Source organism: Faecalibacterium sp. OF04-11AC (assembly GCF_003460645.1).
In the GTDB taxonomy this organism is placed as follows: domain Bacteria; phylum Bacillota; class Clostridia; order Oscillospirales; family Ruminococcaceae; genus Faecalibacterium; species Faecalibacterium prausnitzii_I.
The window spans coordinates 1-22099 of the sequence record NZ_QTVP01000029.1 but is presented as its reverse complement, the minus strand read 5'-3'; the positions used below and the strand labels follow the sequence as shown (position 1 = coordinate 22099).

Annotated in this window: 19 protein-coding genes and 2 pseudogenes; 7 read left to right on the top strand and 14 right to left on the bottom strand. The window is 61.6% G+C overall.

Annotated elements, in window-relative coordinates; translation table 11 throughout:
• Positions 1 to 79 precede the first annotated feature (79 nt).
• Both DXA70_RS14745 and DXA70_RS11425 read left to right on the top strand, forming a co-directional pair.
• Positions 80 to 427 carry a phosphatase gene (locus tag DXA70_RS14745; protein ID WP_243001358.1) on the top strand — a complete coding sequence of 116 codons (348 nt, stop codon included), beginning with the start codon at positions 80 to 82 and terminating at the stop codon, positions 425 to 427.
• Positions 428 to 508: 81 nt separating this feature from the next.
• Positions 509 to 1813, top strand: coding sequence for a M23 family metallopeptidase (locus DXA70_RS11425; RefSeq protein WP_128118536.1), 1305 nt, complete (start codon positions 509 to 511; stop codon positions 1811 to 1813).
• Positions 1814 to 1874: 61 nt separating this feature from the next.
• Here DXA70_RS11425 and DXA70_RS15555 read toward each other — a convergent pair whose 3' ends face one another.
• The 4 genes and pseudogenes from DXA70_RS15555 to DXA70_RS11410 form a co-directional block, all read right to left on the bottom strand.
• Positions 1875 to 2396 (bottom strand): aldo/keto reductase, encoded by a 522-nt coding sequence (locus DXA70_RS15555; protein ID WP_347553559.1) that lies wholly within the window; start codon positions 2394 to 2396, stop codon positions 1875 to 1877.
• Complete coding sequence (locus DXA70_RS15550; RefSeq protein ID WP_347553558.1) at positions 2396 to 2857, bottom strand: aldo/keto reductase; 462 nt, start codon at positions 2855 to 2857, stop codon at positions 2396 to 2398. The genes DXA70_RS15555 and DXA70_RS15550 overlap by 1 nt, the downstream gene beginning before the upstream one ends.
• A 136-nt stretch (positions 2858 to 2993) precedes the next feature.
• A complete protein-coding gene (locus DXA70_RS11415; RefSeq protein ID WP_112148861.1) occupies positions 2994 to 4598 on the bottom strand; it encodes a peptide chain release factor 3 in 1605 nt (534 codons plus the stop codon).
• A 148-nt stretch (positions 4599 to 4746) separates the two neighbouring features.
• Positions 4747 to 5606, bottom strand: a pseudogene (locus tag DXA70_RS11410) (GNAT family N-acetyltransferase).
• Positions 5607 to 5880: 274 nt separating this feature from the next.
• Here DXA70_RS11410 and DXA70_RS11405 point away from each other — a divergent pair.
• On the top strand, positions 5881 to 7350 hold the full coding sequence (locus DXA70_RS11405) for a trypsin-like peptidase domain-containing protein (protein WP_128118535.1): 1470 nt from the start codon (positions 5881 to 5883) through the stop codon (positions 7348 to 7350).
• Positions 7351 to 7404: 54 nt separating this feature from the next.
• Here DXA70_RS11405 and pulA read toward each other — a convergent pair whose 3' ends face one another.
• Complete coding sequence (gene pulA, locus DXA70_RS11400) at positions 7405 to 9360, bottom strand: type I pullulanase (RefSeq protein ID WP_128118534.1); 1956 nt, start codon at positions 9358 to 9360, stop codon at positions 7405 to 7407.
• A gap of 130 nt (positions 9361 to 9490) precedes the next feature.
• Here pulA and DXA70_RS14740 point away from each other — a divergent pair, with 130 nt between their 5' ends.
• The 4 genes from DXA70_RS14740 to DXA70_RS11385 all read left to right on the top strand — a co-directional run bounded on the left by DXA70_RS14740 (position 9491) and on the right by DXA70_RS11385 (position 12143).
• Complete coding sequence (locus tag DXA70_RS14740; protein WP_243001357.1) at positions 9491 to 9850, top strand: hypothetical protein; 360 nt, start codon at positions 9491 to 9493, stop codon at positions 9848 to 9850.
• A 29-nt stretch (positions 9851 to 9879) separates the two neighbouring features.
• The gene (locus tag DXA70_RS11395) at positions 9880 to 11550 is read left to right on the top strand and encodes an AAA family ATPase (RefSeq protein ID WP_243001356.1); all 1671 of its coding nucleotides are present in this window, start codon (positions 9880 to 9882) and stop codon (positions 11548 to 11550) included.
• 63 nt (positions 11551 to 11613) lie between these two features.
• Complete coding sequence (locus DXA70_RS11390) at positions 11614 to 11898, top strand: BrnT family toxin (RefSeq protein WP_128118533.1); 285 nt, start codon at positions 11614 to 11616, stop codon at positions 11896 to 11898.
• Between the two features lie 11 nt (positions 11899 to 11909).
• A complete protein-coding gene (locus tag DXA70_RS11385; protein WP_112115695.1) occupies positions 11910 to 12143 on the top strand; it encodes a BrnA antitoxin family protein in 234 nt (77 codons plus the stop codon).
• Between the two features lie 306 nt (positions 12144 to 12449).
• On the opposite strand, the gene DXA70_RS11380 is transcribed toward DXA70_RS11385, so the two are convergent.
• From DXA70_RS11380 to DXA70_RS11340, 9 genes and pseudogenes are all read right to left on the bottom strand, one after another.
• Positions 12450 to 13421, bottom strand: coding sequence for a WYL domain-containing transcriptional regulator (locus tag DXA70_RS11380; RefSeq protein WP_022257846.1), 972 nt, complete (start codon positions 13419 to 13421; stop codon positions 12450 to 12452).
• A gap of 197 nt (positions 13422 to 13618) precedes the next feature.
• On the bottom strand, positions 13619 to 14479 hold the full coding sequence (locus tag DXA70_RS11375; protein WP_022257845.1) for a prephenate dehydrogenase: 861 nt from the start codon (positions 14477 to 14479) through the stop codon (positions 13619 to 13621).
• The gene (aroA, locus tag DXA70_RS11370) at positions 14469 to 15743 is read right to left on the bottom strand and encodes a 3-phosphoshikimate 1-carboxyvinyltransferase (RefSeq protein ID WP_128118532.1); all 1275 of its coding nucleotides are present in this window, start codon (positions 15741 to 15743) and stop codon (positions 14469 to 14471) included. Before aroA ends, DXA70_RS11375 begins: the two co-directional genes overlap by 11 nt.
• A gap of 5 nt (positions 15744 to 15748) precedes the next feature.
• Positions 15749 to 16765, bottom strand: a complete 1017-nt coding sequence (aroF, locus tag DXA70_RS11365) for a 3-deoxy-7-phosphoheptulonate synthase (RefSeq protein ID WP_112115698.1) — start codon at positions 16763 to 16765, stop codon at positions 15749 to 15751.
• A 73-nt stretch (positions 16766 to 16838) separates the two neighbouring features.
• Entirely contained in the window at positions 16839 to 17303 is a 465-nt protein-coding gene (locus DXA70_RS11360) for a type II 3-dehydroquinate dehydratase (protein WP_022257842.1), read from the bottom strand.
• Entirely contained in the window at positions 17284 to 18546 is a 1263-nt protein-coding gene (locus DXA70_RS11355; RefSeq protein ID WP_128118531.1) for a shikimate kinase, read from the bottom strand. The genes DXA70_RS11360 and DXA70_RS11355 overlap by 20 nt, the downstream gene beginning before the upstream one ends.
• Positions 18546 to 19690: pseudogene (aroC, locus tag DXA70_RS11350) on the bottom strand (chorismate synthase). The gene DXA70_RS11355 and the pseudogene aroC overlap by 1 nt, the downstream one beginning before the upstream one ends.
• 4 nt (positions 19691 to 19694) lie before the next feature.
• Positions 19695 to 20738, bottom strand: a complete 1044-nt coding sequence (aroB, locus tag DXA70_RS11345) for a 3-dehydroquinate synthase (protein ID WP_128118530.1) — start codon at positions 20736 to 20738, stop codon at positions 19695 to 19697.
• Complete coding sequence (locus tag DXA70_RS11340; protein WP_128118529.1) at positions 20735 to 21805, bottom strand: prephenate dehydratase domain-containing protein; 1071 nt, start codon at positions 21803 to 21805, stop codon at positions 20735 to 20737. The genes aroB and DXA70_RS11340 overlap by 4 nt, the downstream gene beginning before the upstream one ends.
• Positions 21806 to 22099: the final 294 nt, after the last annotated feature.

The following is a 22099-nucleotide window of genomic DNA, read 5'->3' as shown; positions in this document are numbered from 1 at the left end:
TAATTTTTTCAGGAAACGGGTATAATGAACTTAATTCGGACGGGTGCACCGGAACCTCGATGTATGGAGGATGCTGCGGATGATCTTTCTGGTAAAACTATCGCTCCACATGCTCTCAGCCATGTGGAAAGCAGCAGAGTTTCTGCTGCGGGTCTCCCGCTGGAAAAACAAGCTGAAACATCGTTTCGACCGAAAAAAGGAGTGTGCTGAACCTATGAAGAAATCTTGTTTGATCGCTGTCGTCGCCGTGCTGGCCGCTGTGGCCGGAGCTCTGGGTGCTGTGGCCATCTATCTGCGCCGCCGCGAGAAAGAGCTGGACGAGTACGAGCGTCTGCTGTTTGGCGAGGATGATGCCGCAACGGTAGAAGACACTGCAGAACCCGCTGAGGCCGCGGAAGAGGCTCCCGCGGAGGACAAGGCGGAATAAGAGAAGACCGAAAAACATACAGGGCGCACCGACAGTCTTGAGGGACTGTTTCGGTGCGCCCTTTTTCTTTGAGGAGTATCTATGAAACGACTTTTGCTGTGGCTGGTGGGCGTGGCGCTGGGCGTCGTGGTGCTGCTGGGGGCGGTGATGGCGGTAAGCTACGCCTTTACCACCCAGGGCTCCTGCCCGGCACCGGAGGTGCGGTTCGGGGATGAGGCGCTGGAAGTCAACGGGTACTGCTGGCAGGTGCCGCTGCTGAGTGGCCAGCTGGACAAGGTGTTTACCAGCCCGGAGACCCTGACCGTGCAGAAGCTTGGCACTTTCTACGACGCGCACCCGGCCCTTACCCTGCCGGAGTGGGCCAGCTATGCCACCCTGACCATTGAGAACACGGCGGGCAGTGTGGTGTATACGGGCAGCGCGGGAGACTATGCGGGGTTTCTTTTCCCGGCCAACGGGGAGTACAAGGCCAGCCTGACCGTCTGGCGGCTCCCGGCGGGTGGGACAGTCACCCGGTTTGAGGGCGGCAATACCGGGGCCATCCGGCGGAACAGCCGCCTGGAAAAGCCCGCCAGGCCCACAGGCTGGTATGGCTTCTCGTTTCGGTTCACCCTGCAGGCCAGCGCCGAGGTAGAGCTCTCGGCGGACCGGGTGGAGCAGGGCGGCATTGTGGGCGTGGCCATCACGGGCATGACCGGAGACACGGCTCCCACCGTGGAGACCGACCTTGGCAAGATCCAGTGCGCCCGGAGCCCCGGCGGCTGGCGGGCCTACATCCCGGCGGCTTACAATGCCTCCGCGGGCGGCCATGAGGTGAACATCACCGTCAACGGCGAGACGCTGACCAGGACCATCACGGTGCTGCCCAAGGATTTTGGCACCGTGGAGCTGGCCCCGGAGCCGGAGGCCTCGGAAGCCGCCAACAACGAGTTCCGCAATGCGGTCTGGCCCCTCTACGAGCAGCCCGCGCGGGAAAAACTCTGGGCCGGCGGCTTTGCCTGCCCGGCGGAAAATTACATGAAGCTTGTGGATTTCGGGCAGGTCAAAGTGGTCAATGGCAAGCAGGGGAGCAAATCCAACTCCACCCGGCTCTACACCATCCCCGGCGACAGCTGCCGTGCCCCGGCGGCAGGCGTTGTGGTGCTGGCCCGGAACCTGGCCCTCACGGGCAACACCGTGGTCATCGACCACGGCTGCGGCGTGCGCAGCTACCTCTACGGCTTGCAGACCATCGCCGTGGGCGAGGGTGCTCTTGTGGAGCGGGGCCAGAGCGTGGGCTCCCTGGGCGAGGAGCTGACCATGGACTTCAAGCTGGGCAGCAAGAGCGTCAACCCCTGGCTGCTGTTCCAGTCCAGCGGCGGCCTGTTCTGGCGGGAAAATCAGTGAAAATCAGCAAAAAAGTGGATGCCGCGTGTGATGCGGCATCCACTTTTTGCTGTAGAAAATGTTAGGAGATCGCGTCCACATCCCACTTCATGCGGACGGCATCGGCACCATCCAGCTGGAGGGTGAGGGCGTTGGCGTTGTCCAGCACCTGCTCCGGGGTGCGTGCACCGCAGAGAACGTGCAGGCCGGGGATCATCCGGGCCGTCAGGGCGATGACCAGCTGGGCCGGGGTGCAGTGATACTTCTCGCACAGGTCCTGCCAGCCGGCCAGCAGCTTGAGGGCCTGGGCCCGGCGGGCAGGCTGGAAGCAGGGGTTGGAGTTGCGGGTGCTGCCCTCGGGGTAGGTGGTGTCCATGGTGACCTTGCCGGTCAGCAGGCCCTGCTCCAGCGGGGAGTAGGCCTGGATGGAGACGCCCAGCTCCTTGCAGGTGGGCAGCAGCTGTTTTTCCACCCGGCGGGTCAGCAGGCTGTACTTTTCCTGAATGACATCCAGCTCGCCGTACTGGCAGTAGCCCCGGATCAGGTCAGCGGTCATGTTGGAAGCGCCAATGGCCCGGATCTTGCCCTGGGCTTTCAGCTTCATCAGGGCGGAGACGGTCTCTTCCAGCGGGAAGATGCTGAAATCCGGCTCTGCCAGTGGGTGTACAGCACGTCAATGTGGTCGGTGCCCAGGCGCTTCAGGCTCTCCTCCACATCCTCGATGATGCTTTTCTCGGACAGGTCGCGGTAAACCTGCACCCCGTCCACCACTTTGTGGAGGACCGGCGACTCGTGCCGCCACTCCAGCCCGCATTTGGTGGAGAGGATGATCTTGTCCCGGTCGAGGTGCTTCAGGGCTTCGCCCACCACTTCCTCGCTGTGGTACAGGCCGTAAATGGGGGCCGTGTCCACCCAGGTGATGCCCTGCTCCACGGCCGTGAGAATGGCTTTTACGGAAAGAGCGTCGTCGTTGTCGCCCCACCAGCTGCCGCCGCCAATGGCCCAGGTGCCCATCCCCAGGAACGGGGCGGACAGGCCGCTTTTACCAATATTGCGTTTTTCCATAGTAATTCCCTCGCGCCAGTGTCCCTCCCCGTGTTGGGAGGCTCAATATGCACTGGTGTATTTTGTTGGATTTCTGAAATTTATTCAAAAAGACTGCGGCACAGGTGTTGTACCGCAGTCTTCTGAACCTGATGATTTAAATATTGCCAAATTCGCTCAGCTTTAATTCCTCGTTATGGGTTTCTGCCCAGCGGATGGCCCAATCGGAGGTGAACAGGAGCAGGCGGTTGCCTTTCATGTCCTCCACAGCCTTGGTGTCGCTGGTCAGGTCGAGGTCACGCAGGTTGTAGGTGTCCGGGTCGTTCTGGACCCAGCGCAGCTGCTCGAACGGGAGCTGCTGCATCCGGATCTCCACGTTGTACTCGGTGTTCAGGCGGTACTCCAGCACTTCCAGCTGCAGCACGCCGACCACGCCGACCACCACTTCTTCCATGCCGCCGCCCACTTCGCGGAAGATCTGGATGGCACCCTCCTGGGCGATCTGCTCCATGCCTTTCACGAACTGCTTGCGCTTCATGGTGTCTTTCTGCTCAATGCGGGCAAAGTGCTCCGGCGAGAACGTGGGGATGCCCGCAAACTGCACTTTCTTTTTGCCGGTGCAGAGGGTATCGCCAATGGAGAAGATGCCCGGGTCAAACAGGCCGATGATATCGCCTGCGTAGGCCTCGTCCACAATGGCGCGGTCCTGTGCCATCAGCTGGGTGCCGGTGGCCAGTTTGATGTTCTTGCCCTCCTGGACGTGGTAAGCTTCCATGCCGCGCTCAAACTTGCCCGAGCAGATGCGCATGAACGCGATGCGGTCCCGGTGGGCTTTGTTCATGTTGGCCTGGATCTTGAAGATAAAGGCGGAGAACTCATCGCGGCAGGGGTCCACGGGCTCATTGGTCAGGCTGTCCACGCGGGCCAGCGGGGTGGGGGTCAGCCGCAGGAAATTCTCCAGGAACGGCTCCACGCCAAAGTTGGTCAGCGCCGAACCGAAGAAGACGGGGCTCAGCTCGCCTTTCAGCACCTTGTCGAGGTCAAATTCCTCGGCAGCGCCGTCCAGCAGCTCGATCTCGTCCACCAGCTGCTGGTGCAGGTAGGGAGTCAGCAGCTCGTCCAGTGCGGGATCGCCCAGCTCGGCCTCGGTCTCCTCGACCTTTTTGACGCCGTTGGCACGGCCGTCGCTGGAGAATGCCAGAACCTTGCGGGTGTTGCGGTCGAACACGCCCTTGAACTCTTTGCCGCAGCCGATGGGCCAGTTCATGGGGTAGGTCTTGATGCCCAGGATCTCCTCAATGTTCTCCATCAGCTCAAAGGGGTCGCGGGCTTCGCGGTCCATCTTGTTGACGAACGTAAAAATGGGGATGTGGCGCAGGGTGCAGACCTTGAACAGCTTGATGGTCTGGGCCTCAACGCCCTTGGCGGCGTCGATGACCATGACCGCCGAGTCCGCTGCCATCAGGGTGCGGTAGGTATCCTCCGAGAAGTCCTGATGGCCCGGGGTATCCAGAATATTGACGCACTTGCCCGCGTAGTTGAACTGCAGCACCGAGGAGGTGACGGAAATACCACGCTGCTTCTCAATGTCCATCCAGTCGGACACGGCGTGCTTGGCGCTCTGCTTGCCCTTGACAGAGCCTGCCTGATTGATGGCTCCGCCGTACAGCAGCAGCTTTTCGGTCAGCGTCGTTTTGCCGGCGTCGGGGTGGCTGATGATCGCAAACGTCCGGCGGCGCTCGATTTCTTCACGATTTGTCATAACGTTTTGATTCTCCTGCATTGAAAGCTCTGGGACAGAGCGGGATGGATTTTCAGATGATGGGTTCTCATTTACATGGGAGGTCTCCTCAAAAATTACACACAACGTTTATTCTAACAGAAAATGCACATGGATGCAAGAGTTTTTGCTATTTTTTCAGCAGCAGGCAGGGCAGCGGGGCGGTATCGGCCCAGTTGGCAAAATCGCACACCAATACGGTACATTTCGTCAGGGGCAGGGCGCGCGCCCACTGCAGGATGTGCCGCTTTTCGTCCGAGCCGATGACCCGCCCGCTGTAGAGGATCGCACTGAGCACCCCGCCGGGGCGCAGGGCCGTGAGGGCCGCTTCCAGCGCGGGGATGCTGCTGCCTGCCGTGGAGAATACCGCGTGGTCGGCCCCGGGGAGCCAGCCAAAGTTGAACATGACGCATCGGCCGTGCCGGGTGTAACGTATTGCAGCAGGTTTGCGTGGCTGTCGCGGTGAAGCTCTGCCGTAAAGCCTTTTTGCGCCAGATGGGCTCGGGTGGAGGCAATGGCCTCGGGCTGGATGTCAAAGCCCAGCACCCGCCCGCCGGAGGCAGCCGAGAGCCCGCACAGGAACGCCGTATCCCCGCCGTTGCCGCAGGTGGCGTCGATGCACAGCCGCGGGGCCGTGAGCCGGGCGGCGAGGAAATCCTGCACGAACCGGACGGCGGTCAGGTCCGGGGCGCGGCGGCGGACCAGCTGTGTGCCCTCGGGCTGGAAATCAAATTTGGCCCAGAATGCCGCCTCGCCCGGGTCTGTGGGCAGGGGAGCGGTAAAGACGGTGGCCTGTTCCCGGTCGTAGCCGCCGAGGGCCCGCAGGGCTTCTTTTAAGAGATAGGAGCCGTAGCCTTTCCGCCGCCACTGGGGCAGGATGCAGAACGCGCCAAAGGTTCCCCCTTTTGGGGTGGGGGTAAGGGCGCAGCGCCCAATCTCGTCTTTTTCTTTGTAGAGGGCAAAGCCCGAATCGATTGAAATGATTTTCATAGCAGTTTCCCTTTTTGCCAAGGGCTCTCCCTTTGGGAGAGCTGGCGCGTCAGCGCCTGAGAGGGCAAGGATGCAAACAAAAGAGCTGATAAGACTACTCTTCAATTTACCGTGAAATGGGAGTATTTGTCAAGCAAAACAGTACGACCTTATTTCACACATTCTTCACGGCGTGAGCGATTGATTTTCACAATTGGTGGTTACAATAGGGACAGTTCAAAGGAGATGGCAGAACACCCCCGGAACGAGTCCCTTTGAGAAAGGATGTATCGCAATGGAAAATGAGAACAAATGGGAATACGATTATTCCTCTGCAAATAATTCACAGAACACTGCCGGTGAGACTGGCTACCCCAATGTGGGTTCCAGCGGCATGAACACCGCAAACACCGCCGCTACTTATGGCGAGGCGGATACCACCAACCCGGAGTACACTGCTCCCCGGCAGGATTCCGGCAACGGCGGCGTCACCCCGCCCCCGGCAGGCCCGGAACAGAACGCCGCGGCCCCGGGGCAGCCCCAAAAGCAGAAGAAAGACCACAGCAAGCTGGCCAAGAGTGCGGTGGCGCTGGTGCTGGCGGCTGCCATGGGCTTTGTGGGCGGCTTTGCAGGCGCGCAGTTCGGCAATGGCGGCCACAAGGTCGTCATCCAGCAGGTGGAACGTTCGGACAGCAGCGCGGCTTCGGATTCCGTCGATGCCGCCGCGGATGGCACCACGGTGTCCAGCGGCATGACCACGGCGCAGGTGGCCAAGATGGTCAGCCCCAGCGTGGTGGTCATCACCACCGAGCAGGTGGTCTACTCCCAGTGGTCCTGGTACGGTCAGAGCCAGGTGGAGAGCGGTGCCGGCAGCGGCGTCATCATCAGCTCGGACGGCTACATCCTCACCTGTGACCATGTGGTCTCGGGCGCGTCCAACATCACCGTGACCATCGGCGATGACGACTATACCGCCACCGTGGTGGGCGAGGATTCCACCAGCGATGTGGCTGTGCTGAAGATCGACGCCAACGGCCTGACCCCGGCTGTCGTGGGTGACAGCGATACCCTGACCGTGGGCGACAATGTGCTGGCTGTGGGCAACCCCCTGGGTGAGCTGGGCGGCACCGTTACCAGCGGCATCGTCAGCGCGCTGAACCGCAGTGTCAGCATCCAGAGCTCCGGTTCTGTGAACACCATGTCCCTGGTCCAGATGGACGCTTCTGTCAGCCCCGGCAACTCCGGCGGCGGCCTGTTCAACATGAACGGCGAGCTGGTGGGCGTGGTCAACGCCAAGTCCTCTGACTCCGATGCCGAGGGCCTGGGCTTTGCGATCCCCATCAATGATGCCATGAAAGTGGCACAGGATCTGCTGGAGAACGGCTACGTTACCGGCCGTCCCTACATGGGCATCACCTATCTGGCTGTCACCGATGCACAGACGGCCCAGCAGCTGGGCGTCAATGCCTACGGCATCTATGTGGCCGATGTGGTCAAGGGCGGCCCCGCCGACAAAGCCGGCCTGAAAGTCGGTGACCGCATCGTCAGCATCGACGGCACCGAGGTGGCCCAGAAGACCGATCTGGGCACCATCATCCAGCAGCACTCCGCAGGCGACACCCTCTCCATCACCGTGGCCCGAGGTGGCCAGATGCAGACGGTCAGCCTGACGTTAGGAGAAAAGAATAATTCTACCACCGCTGCCGCCGCCCAGCAGCAGGAACAGCAAAACGCTGAATCTGCCCAGGAGCAGCCGCAGGGCTAACGCAAACATCAAAGAGAGCCGGAACTTTCCCCGCGGAAAGCTCCGGCTCTTTCTTTATGTTTTTCCAAAGATGGTCGCGCTGTAGGGCAGCAGCACGGTCTGCCCGCTTCTGACCTGGCTTTCGCCTCTCCACAAACTCGACGAAATACCGTCACTGAGCAGCTTCAAGCTGCCCTCCGGCAGGGGGACGGTCTTCTCCTGCCCGGTGGGGTTATAGAAGACACACAGCGCCTGCCAGAGCGCGCCATCCCCGCAGTTTGCAGGCAGCTGCCAGCCCACCAGCGGCTGCTCCAGCGAGAAAAACTGGATGGCCGCCGGGCTGGCGGTGTCCAGCGCGCTCAGCCGGGGGAAATACCGCCGCAGCCCGATGAGGCCCCGGTAATAATCCACCAGCTCATGGAACTGCCGGGCCCGCTGCCAGTCCAGCCGGTTGAGGGCGGGGGAGGAGCGGTAGCTGTTGCCCTGCCCCTTTTTGGAGCGGGCAAACTCTTCCCCCGCCTGCCAGAACGGCAGGCCCATGCAGGTGAGGTAAATGCCAGCCGCCAGCCGGTTCTGGGCCAGCGCGACCGAGTCCATGGCCCCGTACTCCGGGCGCTTGTACCGGACGAAAAGCAATTTGTCCCAGAGGGTGAAGTTGTCGTGGGCGGAGACATAGCTCACGATCTGTCCGGGGCTGTGGGGCGGCAGGACGCTGCTGCGGCACCAGGCCGCGACCGCCGCGCCGATATCCCACAGGGCGCTTTCCTTGCCCTCCACATAGCCCGGCTCCCGGGCGTCAAAACAGCCGCCCTTGATGGCGTCCCGGGTGTTATCGCAGAAGATGCCGATCCGCTCGTTCAGCATGGCCAGATTGTTTTTGTTGGCTTCGTACCGGTGGAGGGCGCTGACGCCGCCCTGCCAGGGCTCGCCATACATCAGGATGTTCCGGCCACCGGGGAGTTGATCCAGTTCGGCCCGGAGCAGGTTCATGGTCTCCACGTCGTACAGGCCCATCAGGTCGAACCGGAAGCCGTCGATGTGGTACTCCCGGGCCCAGTAGAGGACAGAGTCGATGAGATACCGCCGGGCCATGGGACGCTCGCTGGCAAACTCGTTGCCGCAGCCGCTGCCATTGGAAAAGCTGCCGTCCTCGTTCTGGCGGAAATAATAATAGGGCACGGCCCGGTTCAGGACGTTATCGTTGCCATACATGTGGTTGTACACCACGTCCATAATGACGCCAATGCCCGCCGCGTGGAGGGCGGCGATCATCTGCTTGCACTCCCGGACGCGCACCTCGCCCCGGGTGGGGTCGGTGGAGTAGCTGCCCTCCGGGATGTTGAAGTGGGCGGGGTCGTAGCCCCAGTTGTACTGTCGGGTCAAAGAACGACTCTCGTCCACGCTGCCAAAATCAAAGATGGGCATGAGCTGGACGTAAGAGACGCCCAGCCGCTTGAGATAATTCAGGCAGGTGGGGTGGATGCCGTCGGAGTGCAGGGTGGTGCCCTGCTGGGCAAAGGCCAGATATTTGCCCCGCCAGGCCGGGCGGACGCCGCTGGCCGGGTCCTGGGAGAAATCCCGGACGTTGACCTCCCACACCGAGCGGTGGGAGACGGGGATATTCGGGCGGTGGTCATGCAGCCAGCCCGGTGGGTCGATTCGGGCAAAATCGGCGATCATGCTCCGCTTACCGTTCACGCCCGCCGCTCTGGCGTAGGGGTCGGCGGCTTCCCAGCTGGTGCCCCCGGCGTGGAGGGTATAGGTGTAGTAGCGGCCGTGCTGGTCGCCGGGGAGGTAGACCGACCAGAGCCCCTGCCCCCGCTTTTCCAGCGGGAGGGAGCCGATGCAGACCCCGCCGTCGCCCCGGCGGTAGAGGTTGACATACACCTGCCGGGCCGTGGGTGCCCACAGCCGCAGGCGGGTGCCGGCCGGGGTGTATTCCACCCCCAGAGGGCCGGTATAGGTGTTCTGCTGCGCAAAAGCGTCACTCTCAAACAGCGCTTTCCAATCCGCAGGTGTTCGGGTGTTCATGGGTGTTCATTCCCCTTTTTGGCATGTCTTTTGAGAATAGTGTACCTGTCTTTTTTCTGATTTTCAAGCCTTTCCTTGCAAAACAACAGGAAGTACACTATACTGAGAAAAAACACACACGGAGGCAGCTATGGCATATACCGACGATTGGGAAAGCTTGATGAACGGCGTGTTTGGCCCGGGCGGCAAGCTCAAATTCTCGCAGAGCACGCCGCAGGCGGCCCAGCCCAAACCGGAGAAACCTGAAAAAACGCAGGACAGCCCGCTGCCGGATTGGAACGCAGCCCTGCTGGCCCAGCAGAAAAAGCTGGATGAAATGCTCAAACAGCAGAATGCGGCCCTGAAAGGGCAGGACGCCGCCACAAAGTCGGCGCTGGAAGACAGCCGCAAAATGCTGCGGGATATGGAAGAAGACGGCCTGCTGGCCAAGGGCACGGCAGACGCGAAGCCAGAGCATCTGGCAGCTTTGAGGGGCTGGCCGATGAGGTAAAAAAGACGGTCCTCGGGCAGGACGCCTTTGTGGAGGGCGTGGCGCGGGCCATGCGCCGCCCCTTTGTGCTGGGCACGGAACCCCCGGCGGCCCGCAATGTGGTGCTGCTGTGCGGCGGCCCGGGCACCGGGCGGCACTTTGCCCTGACGGAAACGGCCCGCTGCATGGCGGCCAGGGGCCTGCTCCGGAGCGATAAGATCGCCTCGCTGGATCTGGCCCTCTACCCCAACTCCGGGGCGGAAAAACTCTTTTTGCAGGATCTGTACGCGGCCCTGTACGCCCCCGGTGAGATCGTGGTCTTTGAGCACTACGAAAGCTGCTACCCAGGCTTCCTCAAGACGATCTCCGACCTGGCCGTCAAAGGCAGCGCGCCCCTCAGCAGCCGCTATCTTGTCAACAAAGAGGGAATCCTGGTGGATGCCGGCACGGCGCTGGCACCGGGCGCGGTGAGCCGCATCGACCCGCGCGGCAAGTACCTGATCTTCTTTTCCAACAAGGGCCGGGAGGCAATGGCCGATCATTTTGGCGCGGCATTCGTCTCGGCGCTGGGAGATGTCTGCACCACCACCCCCTTTGCACGGGAGGATCTGGCGGCATTGGCCGCCCAGCAGCTCAACGCGCTGGCCCGGAAAGTGCAGACCCGGCTGGGCCTGACCCTCTCTGCCGGGGCTGATGTCCGGGATCATGTCGCGGCCCGGTGCACGCCCGAACAGGGGGCGGCAGGGCTTGCTGCCTGCTGCGATAAAATTTTCCGGGCCCTGAGCGAGTACTGCCTGCAGACCGACAAAAAGCTGACGGGCACCGTGACTCTCACCGCCCGGCCGGACGGCATCGACTTTCAGCAGGGGAATGCAGCACCCGCCCGGCTCTTTGACCTGCTGCCTGCCGCCTATACAGGCGCCGTGGACGAGATCAAACGGGAGCTGGACGAGCTGGTGGGCCTTGCCCCCGTCAAGGAATATGTCTTCGGTCTGGCGGATAACATTCAGGTGCAGCAGCGCCGGGCGGCGGCTGGTTTTAAGACCGCCAGCCTCTCCATGCACATGATCTTCACGGGCAACCCCGGCACGGGCAAGACCACCATTGCCCGGCTGGTGGCCCGGTATCTCAAGGCCATCGGGGCCCTCAAGGGCGGGCAGCTCATTGAGGTGAGCCGCGGCGACCTTGTGGGCCGCTACACCGGCCACACCGCCCCCCTGACCAACAGCGTCATCGAGAGCGCACTGGGCGGGGTCCTCTTCATTGACGAGGCCTACAGCCTCTACCGGGGCGAGCAGGACAGCTTTGGCCTGGAGGCCATCGACACACTTGTCAAGGGGATGGAGGACCACCGGGACGAGCTGGTGGTTATTCTGGCGGGTTACACCAAGGAGATGGAGACATTTCTCACCGCTAACAGCGGCCTTGCCAGCCGCTTTCCAAACAAGATCGAGTTCCCGGATTACACCGCCGACGAGCTGTTGGACATCACCACGGTGCTGGCCAAAGGCAAGGGCTACCGTCTGGCCGAGAGCTGCACGTTCCCGCTGCTGGGCTACTACAAGCGCCGTCAGGCGCTGGACAGCCGCACCGCCGGCAATGGCCGCCTGGCCCGCAACACGCTGGAAAAGGCCATCTTCAACCAGAGCCGCCGCCTTGTGGCCGAGCCTGCTGCCGAGCTGGATCTGATTCTGCCCGGCGACCTGGAGTTTGAGAAATAAATTTAGAAGCGATACAACGGCTATTTTCTTGACTTTCTTCAACTATATAATTATAATATAATTATGGAATGCATACAATTTGAGTGGGACGAAAACAAGAACCATATCAACCAAAACAAACATAACATATCGTTTGAAGAAGCCAAAACGGTATTTTATGACGATGAAGCCCTGGTAATCGACGACCCTGATCATTCCGAGGCAGAAGAGAGGTTTATCATCCTCGGTCTTAGCAACAAGGCAAATCTGCTCATCGTCTGCCATTGCTATCGCGCTTCTGACACGGTCATCCGGATCATCTCGGCCCGGAGAGCGACCAAAACGGAAAGTAAATTCTATCGAAAGTGAGGTTTATGATTATGCGTGCAGAATATGATTTTTCTGATGCCCGGAAGAACCCTTACGCCAAGATTTTGAAAAGGCAAATCACCATCAACATTGATAACAACACCATCGACTACTTCAAAGCGCAGTCCGAACAGGTAGGCATTCCCTACCAGACGCTTATCAATCTGTATCTGCGTGATTGTGCCTCCAACAAGCGGAAAATTCAGATTTTGTGGAGCAGTGAATCGGAAAAAGCGGGTGCATAAAGGAGAGTCTCTTTATGGATATTCCAAGGGGGTTCTCCACTATCTTGGTTTAACAAACTCGTTTAAAGCGCTGTTTGAAGATATGACTATTTCTTCTGCCATTTATGAACGAAAATCCTCCAATACAGATGACTATTGTGTAGTTATCGCACTTCTTGAGTCATTGCTGTAAGTTGCAGTTATGACTTTTTACAAAAGAATAGGCGATACAAAGTTGACTGCTGCAAATTCGCGGTTGAATTTTACAGCAGCTATATTGAAACCGAATAAACACAAAAAGGGACAGCCATTGGCTGTCCCTTTTTGTTAAACAGGTTGGTGTGCCTGTGCGATGCGGCTCGTCATCTCCTGCAGGCCGCTGCGGACGGCAGCGGGGGCGGTGATCTCCACCTTGCCGCCAAAGCCGCAGACCCAGCCGTAAAACTGGTCGCTGACGCAGATGGGCACGGTGAAGTGGAAATGCGTCTCTCCCTCCGGGATGAGGATGGGCGAGGTGCCAAAGCGTTCCCGCATGGCGGGTTCAAGATCGGCGGTGCAGCGCAGGGTGACGGAGTGCTCCGGCCCGCCGTACATGTTGAAATGCTTTTTGAGGTAGCTGGGCAGGTCAAACCCGGCAAACTGCGCCTTGCCCCGGCGGGGAGCGTCCAGCACCAGAACGCCTGCCATTTTGTCCACCCGGTAGTGGCGGATGCCGGCAGGGGATTTCTCATCCTGATAGGCAATGAGGTAGTAGCAGCCGTTTTCCCAGACCATCTGCCAGGGACTGATGGTGCGCGTCTCGGGGCGGCCTACTTTTTTGTAGCGGAACTGTACCATCCGGCCCTTGTTGATGGCCGAGAACAGGGCATCTACGCTGTAAGGCAGCTCCTTGTTGGCGCTCTTGGGGCGGCCATCGACATAGACCTGGCGCTGGAGCTGGCTGCCCTCGTAATGGGAGGTGAGACCCTCCAGCTTTTTGATGAGCTTGTCACTGGTGGATTTGGAGATGACCCGGCTGGACTGCACGGCGTCCACCAGCAGCTTGAGCTCGGCCAGATCAAAGGTGCGGCTGGCCATCCAGTAGCCGCCGTGCCGCCCCCGCTTGAGCTGGATATCGTAGCCCAGCGCGTTGAGGGCTTCGATGTCGCTGTAAACGCTCTTGCGCTCACACAAAATGCCCTGCCGGGCCAGCATCTCCACCAGCTGCGGGACGTTGAGCAGATGGTTTTCGTCGGTCTGCTGCTCAAAGATGCGCAGCAGCGCCAAAAGCTTAGATTTCTGTCCTTCCTGCTTAGGCATAGATCCTCCTAACAGAACACAGCAGGGCCCACTCTTTTACAACAGAATAAACCCATGCGTTTTGAGCAAACTTTCCCGGCCTGCCAAGGGCCATCCTCCCTCTGTCGCTTGCAGCGCCATCTCCCTCCGGCCGGAGGAGGTGGCACGCAAGTGCCGAAAGGGGAACGGCTGGCACCGCGAAGCGGTGACTGAGAGATTTACGGAGCCTTTTTGTCGAACGCGGCGCGGCGCTGGGTGGAAAGGCGGAACATCTCTTCCAGTTTGTCCCGGTCGCTGGCCACCAGCGCGTTCCGCATCTGGGACAGCGCGGCGTCAAACTGGTCGATCTCCGCGATCAGATTCTCCTTGTTCCAGAGGAAGAGCTCCGCCCACATTTTATCGTTGATCCGGGCAATGCGGGTCAGGTCGCGGAACGAGTCACCGGTGTACTCACACAGGGAAGTGTTGTCGTTGGCGCACATCAGGCTGACGGCGATGGCGTGGCAGAGCTGGCTCACATAGCCGATCATCTTGTCGTGCTCCTGCACCGTCAGGGTGCAGATGTGCTTGAAGCCCAGCACCTCCGCCAGCTCTCTGGCCCACTGGACGGCCTCCGGGGTGTTCTTTTCCGTCGGGGTAATGATGAAGTTGGCCGGGGCAAAATTGACCTCGGCAGCATGCTCCACGCTGGAAGTCTCCCGGCCCGCCATGGGGTGGCTGGCGATGAATTCCACGCCGTCCGGGCACAGGGCCTGGATGGGCTCCACCAGCCCGGTTTTGACGCCCGAGACATCGGTGAAGATGCAGCCGGGTTTGAGCAGGGAGCCGTAAGTTTTGAACCACTCGATCATGGCGGTGGGGTAAAGCGCGAAAATGATATGGTCAGCGCTTTGCACCAGGTCCTCAAAATCGTGGGTCTTGCCGCTGCGGATATAGCCGTGGTCAAGGGCAAACTGCAAGTGCCCCTCGCTGCGGTTGATGCCGTCCACGGTGTAGCCTGCCCGGGTGAGCTCCAGGGCGTACTTGCCGCCCAGCAGGCCCAGGCCTACGATGAGATAGCGTTTGGATTTATCCAGCATAGTGTACCTCCACGCCCAGCGGTTTGAGGGCGTCAAAGAAATGGGGCCAGCTCTTCTGCACGGCTTCGGCCTCGTTAATGGCCAGCGGGATGTCCGCCGCCAGCGCCAGCACCGTCAGGCTCATGACCACCCGGTGGTCGTTGTGGCCGCTGAGGGGGGCCTCCGGGGCATGGAGCCGCGGTTTGCAGCCCTGCACCGTGATCGTACCGCCCTCACTGGAAAGAACGCCGCCGCAGGCCCGCAGCTCGGCCTCCATGGCCGCAATGCGGTCGCTCTCTTTGATGCGGAGCCGCTCGGCGTTCCGGATCACGGTCGTCCCCTCACACAGCAGGCCCAGAACCATCAGCACAGGGCCCAGGTCGGGGCAGTCGGCCAGGTCGATGTCCACGCCGTGGAGCGGGGCCTGCTCGAACACAAGCCCTGCCTCGGTCCGCGTGAACTTTGCCCCGCAGCGGCGCAGGATGTCCAGAATGGCCGCGTCGCCCTGCAGGGTCTCGGCGGCCAGCCCGGTAAGGGTGATGCCGCCCTTGACAGCCCCCAGCACGGCGAGGAACGCTGCCTGGCTGTAATCGCCCTCCACGATGTAATCGCGGGGGTGGTACTGCTGCCCGCCCGGGATGCAGAGGGTGGCGTCGTCCAGCCAATGGCTGGTGACGCCGAATGCCGCCTGCGCGGCCCGGGTCATCTCAATGTAGCTGCGGCTCTCCACCGGCGGGATGAGGTGCAGGGTGCTGTCCCCGGCCAGCAGGGGCAGGGCGAACAGCAGCCCGCTGATGAACTGGCTGGACACATTGCCCGCCAGCGTGTACTCCCCGCTGCGCAGGCTTCCGGCCACGGTCAGCTGCCCGTTTGCCTGCTCGAAATGGAGATTCTGCTCTCGATATAACGTTTCGTATACAGATTGAGGCCGTTCCATCAGCCGCCCGCGGCCCACAAAGGTGATGGACTGCCCGGTAAGGCTTGCCAGAGGGATGAGGAACCGCAGGGTGCTGCCGCTCTCGCAGCAGTCCACCGGGCCGAACACGGGGCGGAAATGCCCCAGTCCCTCCACAAGGACGTCGGCGGGACCGGATTCCACCCGGGCGCAGAGCTGCCCGGCAGCGGCCAGCGTGGCCGAGATATCCTTGCTGAACTCGAGATTTTCAATGTGAGAGGTGCCCTTGGCCAGCGCGGAGCAGAGCACGGCCCGGTGGGCCATGCTCTTGCTGGGAGGTGCGGACACCGTGCCGCCGATGCGGGCGGGGGGCTGAATCTGAACGATCATAAAAATTACATCTCCCGGCCAATGGCCCATGCCACCTGGCGGCACTTTGCCATGGCCTGCGCAAAGGCGTCCGGAGTCAGGCACTGGGCACCGTCACTCCATGCGTGGGCGGGGTCGTAGTGGACTTCCACTTCCAGGCCGTCGGCACCGGCGGCCACGGCCGCGATCATCATGGGCTCCACCAGGTTGGATTTGCCGGTGGCGTGGCTGGGGTCTACGATGACAGGCAGGTGGGTCTTCTCGTGGATGATGGGCACAGCGGAGAGGTCCAGCGTGTTGCGGGTGTACTTCTCAAAGGTGCGGATGCCGCGCTCGCAGAGGATGACGTTCTCGTTGCCGCCGGCCATGATGTACTCAGCGGACATGATCCACTCCTCGATGGTGTTGCACAGGCCGCGCTTGAGCAGCACGGGCTTGTGCATCTTGCCAACGGCTTTCAGCAGCTGGAAGTTCTGCATGTTGCGGGCACCGATCTGCACCACGTCCACATACTCCTCAAACTCGGGGATGCGGTCCTCGCTCATCAGCTCGGAAACGATGGGCATTCCGGTGGCCTCGCGGGCCTTGACCATGTCGAGGATGCCCTCGGTTTCCAGACCCTGGAACGAGTAGGGAGAGGTGCGGGGCTTGTAAGCGCCGCCGCGGAAGAGCGTGGCACCGCCGGCCTTGACGGACTGGGCGATGCGCAGGGCCTGCTCCTCGCCCTCAATGCTGCAGGGGCCTGCCATGACGGCGATCTTCTCCTTGCCGCCGATCTTCACGCCGCCGCAGTCGATGACGGAATCGGCGGGGTGGAACAGGCGGTTGGCGCGCTTGTAGGGGGCAGACACGCGGGTGACATTGTCGATCCAGGGGTTGGCCAGCACGTCCCGCTCATCGATCTTGGTGGTGTCGCCCACCAGACCAAAGACATTGTAGTCCTTGCCAGTGATGAGGGTAACATCAAGGCCCTGCTTCTCAAATTTATCGACGATCTTCTCAAGCTCTACTTTCGGGGTGCCTTTTTTGGTGGAAATAATCATTGAATTTACGTCCCTTCTTTTGGAATCATTGAAAACCGCTCCGTCTCGCGCTCGCTGGCCAGCGCCTGAGAGGCTACATCACCAAGTGAGTGTGCCCGCTGCCGTCGATGCGGAGCAGCTGGACGAGGTAGGCGCAGGCGTGCAGATAGCCGCTGATGCCCTCCCCGATAAAATGGCCCTGACAGCCAAAGGAGACCACATCCGTCTGGCGGAACGGCTCGTGGCTGTCCGGCTCGCTGAGCATGACCTCCACGGCGGGCACGCCGCAGACCCGCAGCGCGTCCAGAATGGCCACGCTGTAGTGGGCATAGCCGCCCGGGTTGATGACGATGCCGTCCGCCCGGCCTGCGGCGGACTGGATCTCGTCGATGAGGTCGCCCTCGTGGTTGGACTGGAAAAACTCCACCTGAATGTCCATCTGCTGGCAGCAGACTTCCAGATAATCCAGCAGGGCGTTGTAGTCGATCTGCCCGGCCACGCCCGGCTCGGTAAAGTGCATCAGGTTGAGGTTCGGGCCGTTAATGATCAAAAATTTCATCCAGAGCCTCCATGGCCGCGTTCACCGCGTCCGTGACGGTAGTGTGGTTGGGCACAACGGCGTCCGCTGCCGCCAGATACAGCGGCCTGCGCTCGGTGTACATGGCACGGAGGGCGTCGGTGCTGGAGGAGAGCGGCCTGCCGCCGCCCACGGTCAGCGCTTCCAGCGGGCGGTCCAAAAAGAGGATGACGCCGTTCTGGTGCAGCAGCCGGATGTTCTCGGGCCGCTTGATGACGCCGCCCCCGCAGGAGAGCAGCTGCCGCCCCTCTTTGGCAAACCGGGCGATCTGCTCCGTCTCTTTCCGGCGGAAGCTGTCCTCGCCCTCGGCGGCAAAGATCTCCGGGATGGTGCGGCCGTCGGCCTTGACCACCTCGTCGTCGAGATCAATAAAGCGCTTGCCCAGCTTTTCGGCCAGCATCCGCCCGATGGTGGATTTGCCGGAGGAGGGCATCCCGATGAGGACGACATTGAGCGTATCCCGCCGGATGGCCGCCGTGACGCGGGAAATTTCCGCCGGGGCATCCTCAAACTTGCGGTCGAGGAAATACTCCGCCGCGTACACGGCCTGTGCCACCAGCATTTCCAGGCCGCTGGCGGCCACCGGGACCCCGGCTTCCTCGGCCCGGAGGATGATCTCGGTCTTTTCGGGGTTATAGACCACGTCCAGCACGGCTTCAAGGCCCGGCATAGCGGCAATGTCCAGATTGCAGGTACCGACATTCGGGTACATGCCCGCGGGTGTGGTGTTGATGACGATTTGCGCCCCGCTGTGGACAGCTTCCTCGTAGGAGAGCTCACCCTTGGCGGGGTCGGGCTTCCGGCTGACGGTCAGGATCCTGGCCGCGCCTTTGTCCTTGGCCACCGCGCTGGTGGTGTTGTGGGTGCCGCCGGTGCCCAGGATCAGGACCGTGCGGCCCGTGAAATCGACGCCATGGGCCGCGCACAGGTGGGCAAAGCCCAGGTAATCGGTGTTATAGCCGTAGAGCAGGCCGTTGTGATTGACAACGGTGTTCACGGCCCCGATGGCCTTGGCCCGGGGGTCGATGAAAGAGCAGTATTCCATGACCAGCCGCTTATAGGGCAGGGTCACGTTGATGGCCTTGAACGCCCGCTTTTCCAGGAACGCCCGGGCATCCGCCTCCGTGGGCAGGGGGCACAGGTCGTACCGGTAGCCGCAGAGCATTTCATGGATGAGCTTGGAGTAAGAGTGTCCAAGTCTGCCGCCGATGAGTCCATATTCCATTACGATTCCTCCCTGCGGTAACTGGTGGGCCGCTCCATCCATGCCGTGCCATATCGGGTGGTCATCAGGTCGCCCACCACCAAAGCGGCGGTGCAGGTCTGCACGATGGCGGCCCGGGGCACGATGCAGGGGTCATGGCGGCCCTGGATGGAGAGCGTTGCATTCTTGCGGGCGACATAATCGACCGTGTCCTGCCGTTTGTAGATGCTGGGCGTGGGTTTGACCACGGTGCGGAAGACCACGGGCATCCCGTTGGAGATGCCGCCGTTGAGGCCCGCGTTGTGGTTGGTCCGGGTGACGACCCGGCCGACCTCGTCCATCCGGAACGCGTCGTTAGCGGCGGAGCCGCGCAGGTCCGCAAAGCCAAAGCCGGTGCCAAACTCAATGCCCTTGACGGCCGGGATGGAGAATGCCGCATGGGCCAGCAGGCTCTCCACGCTGTCAAAATAGGGTTCGCCCAGGCCTGCCGGCAGGCCGAGGATGGCGGTCTCCAAAATGCCGCCCACGCTGTCGCCGTCGGCACCGGCGGCCCGGATGGCGGCTTTCATGGGTTCTTCTACGGTGGTGTCCAGCAGGGCAAAGCCCTCCGGCTTGCCCACCAGTGCTTCTGCCTGAGCGGCCAATGCGGCGGGGTCATCCAGCGCGAAAGGCGTATCGGAGATGCCCGCGCACCGGGCAATATGGGTGGAAATGTCAATGCCCGCCCGGCTCAGGGCGTCCAGCACGATGGCACCGCCCGCCACCAGCGCGGCAGTGACGCGGCCGGAGAAGTGTCCACCGCCCCGGGCATCCTGAAAGCCGTGGTATTTGGCGTAGGCCGTATAATCGGCGTGGCCGGGGCGGAGCAGGTCGGCGGTCTTGGCGTAATCGCCGCTGCGGGTGTTCTGGTTCTCGATCATCAGGCAATGGCCGTGCCGGTGGTGTGGCCGTTGACCACGCCCGAAAGAAACTGGACCTGATCGGCCTCCACCCGGGCGGTGGAAAGACCGTCGCCCCGGGCCCGGCGCTTGTCCATGCAGGCGGCAACGCGGGCCTCGTCCACGGGGACGCCTGCCGCCATGCCGTCCAGCACTGCGCCGATGGCGGCACCGTGGCTCTCGCCGAAAATGGTCAGCGCCAGCGCGCTGCCGTAAGTGTTTTTCATGGGCTTATTCCTCCATGCCCAGCAGGGGGCGAAGGCCCTCTACCGGGATGGTCTCGGCCCGCCAGCAGCCAAGGCCGGGGACCTTGATCATGGTGATCTGGCCGCCCTGCGCCTTTTTATCGTGCAGCATCTCGGCCAGGACTTTTTCTTTGTTGTAGGTGGTGCGCAGCGGGAGGCCCAGGCGGCGGTAAACGGCCCGCACCCGCTTCTGCAGGGCTTTGGATTCGATCATGGGCAGCATGCCCAGTGCCACGCACTCGCCGTGGAACAGGCCCACGGTGCGGCGGCCCTTGATGCCCTTGACGGCCTCAATGCCATGGCCGATGGTGTGGCCGAAATTGAGGGCTTTGCGCATCCCGTGCTCCTGTTCGTCCTGCTCCACGATGTTCTTTTTGAAGCGGAGGCTGCGGTAGATGATCTCGCCGATCCGCGCGTCCACATCGCCTTTTTCAAAGATGGCAAACAGCTCCGGGTCGGCCAACAGGCTGGCCTTGACGGCCTCGGCCAGGCCGTTGATGTAGTGGCGGCGGGGCAGGGTGGACAGCGTCTCCGGGTCCACGATGACCAGTTTGGGCTGCCAGAAAGCGCCCACGATGTTTTTGGTGTCGCCCAGGTCCACGGCGGTCTTGCCGCCAATGGAGGAATCGATCATGGAGAGGGTGGTGGTGGGGCAGTTGATGAAATCAATGCCGCGCATGTAGATGGAGGCCGCAAAGCCTGCCAGGTCGCCCACGACACCGCCGCCCACGGCGATGACCAGGTCGCCCCGGCCCATATTGAATTCCAGCATCTGGCGCAGGACGGTCTCCAAAATTTTAAAGCTCTTGCTGGCCTCACCCTGGGGCACGGTGATGATCTTGGCGTCCTTGCACTGGTCGGCCACCCGCTGGGCGTACTGGGCAGGCACGCCGCTGTCGGTGACGACGGCCACCCGGCGGTCCAGCCGGGCGAACTGGTACAGGTTTTCCAGCGCGCCGCTCTTTAAAATGATATCATAGCTGCGCTCGCCCAGGTTCATGGTGAGCTTGGTTCCGATAAATTCGCTCATTTTGTGTACACTCCTAACAGCCGCACGGTGCGGCAGGTATGATCCAGCTCGCGCAGCAGCGCGGCGGTCTCGTCGGCGGTGGGGTCGCCCACCAGCTCCACATAAAAGTAATAATCAAAGGGGACATGGGGCAGCGGGCGGCTCTTGATGGACTCCATATCGTAGCCGCTGGCACCGATGATCTGGATCACCTCGGCCAGCTTGCCGGGCTTGTTGTCCACGGTGAACAGCAGGGAGAACCGGTTGCCCGCCGTGGGCTTCTCTTTGCTCAGCACGACGAAGCGGGTGGTGTTGTCGCCGTCGGTGTTGATGCTGGGCACCAGCACCTCCAGCCCGTACAGGGCCGCTGTTTCCACGCTGGCAATGGCGGCATGTCTGCGGTCGCCGCCGTCAGCCACAAATTTGGCCGCCATGGCGGTGTTGGGCATGGCCGTGGCGGGCAGGTGGAACTGCCGCAGGAACGTCTCGCTCTGGGCAATGGCCTGCTGGTGGCTGTACACCATCTTCAGCTCGTTGAGCTGGGTGCCGGGCAGCACCAGCAGGTTCTGGGAGACGGGCAGGTCGTAGACATCCACCACCCAGAGGTCCGGGTGGTTGTAGCACAGGTCCAGCACGGCGGAAACATCGCCCGCGTGGCTGTTTTCAAACGGCACCACGCCGTGGGAGGCGTCGCCCCGCTCCACGGCGTCGAACACTTCATCCCAGGTGGGGTAGCTGATGGCCTCGGCATGGGGGAAGAGCGCTTTGAGCGCGATGTGGGCAAAGGCCCCCTCCACGCCCTGATAGGCGGCGCGGTTGCGGCCCAGCACCGCGGCCTCGTACTGCTTGGCAACGTCCATCATGTTCTGGACATGGTCCCGGTAGTAGGGGCGCAGAGCGGGCTCCTGAATGCGGGCGGCGGCTTTGTCCAGCACCACCGCCTCCCGCGCGGCGTCAAAGATGGGCAGGCCGTGGGCCTTTTTGTACTCGGCAACGGCCAGCACCGCGGCCATCCGGCGCTCAAACAGCGCCGCCAGCTGCGCGTCCACCGCGTCGATCTCCGCGCGTGCTTTGTCCAGTGCGTCCATGGGGAATCCACATCCTTTGTTCTGTGATTTATGAGAATACTTGATTAGTATACCATAACCCGGATGGAGAAACAACAAAACCCCAGCGCTTTCAAAGCGGATAATTTTTCAAACGCGGAGGGAATAAAGCGAATAAAATTATAAAGGAAAAGCCTCTCACCCGGCAGGATGAGAGACTTTTATGGTTCATTTGCGCAGATCTTCCCGCTTGCGGGCCGTGCCGTAGTACCGCCCATAGGGATTGTCGAGATCCGAAGTACCGCCCATAGGGATTGTCGAGATCCGAAGCTTTGG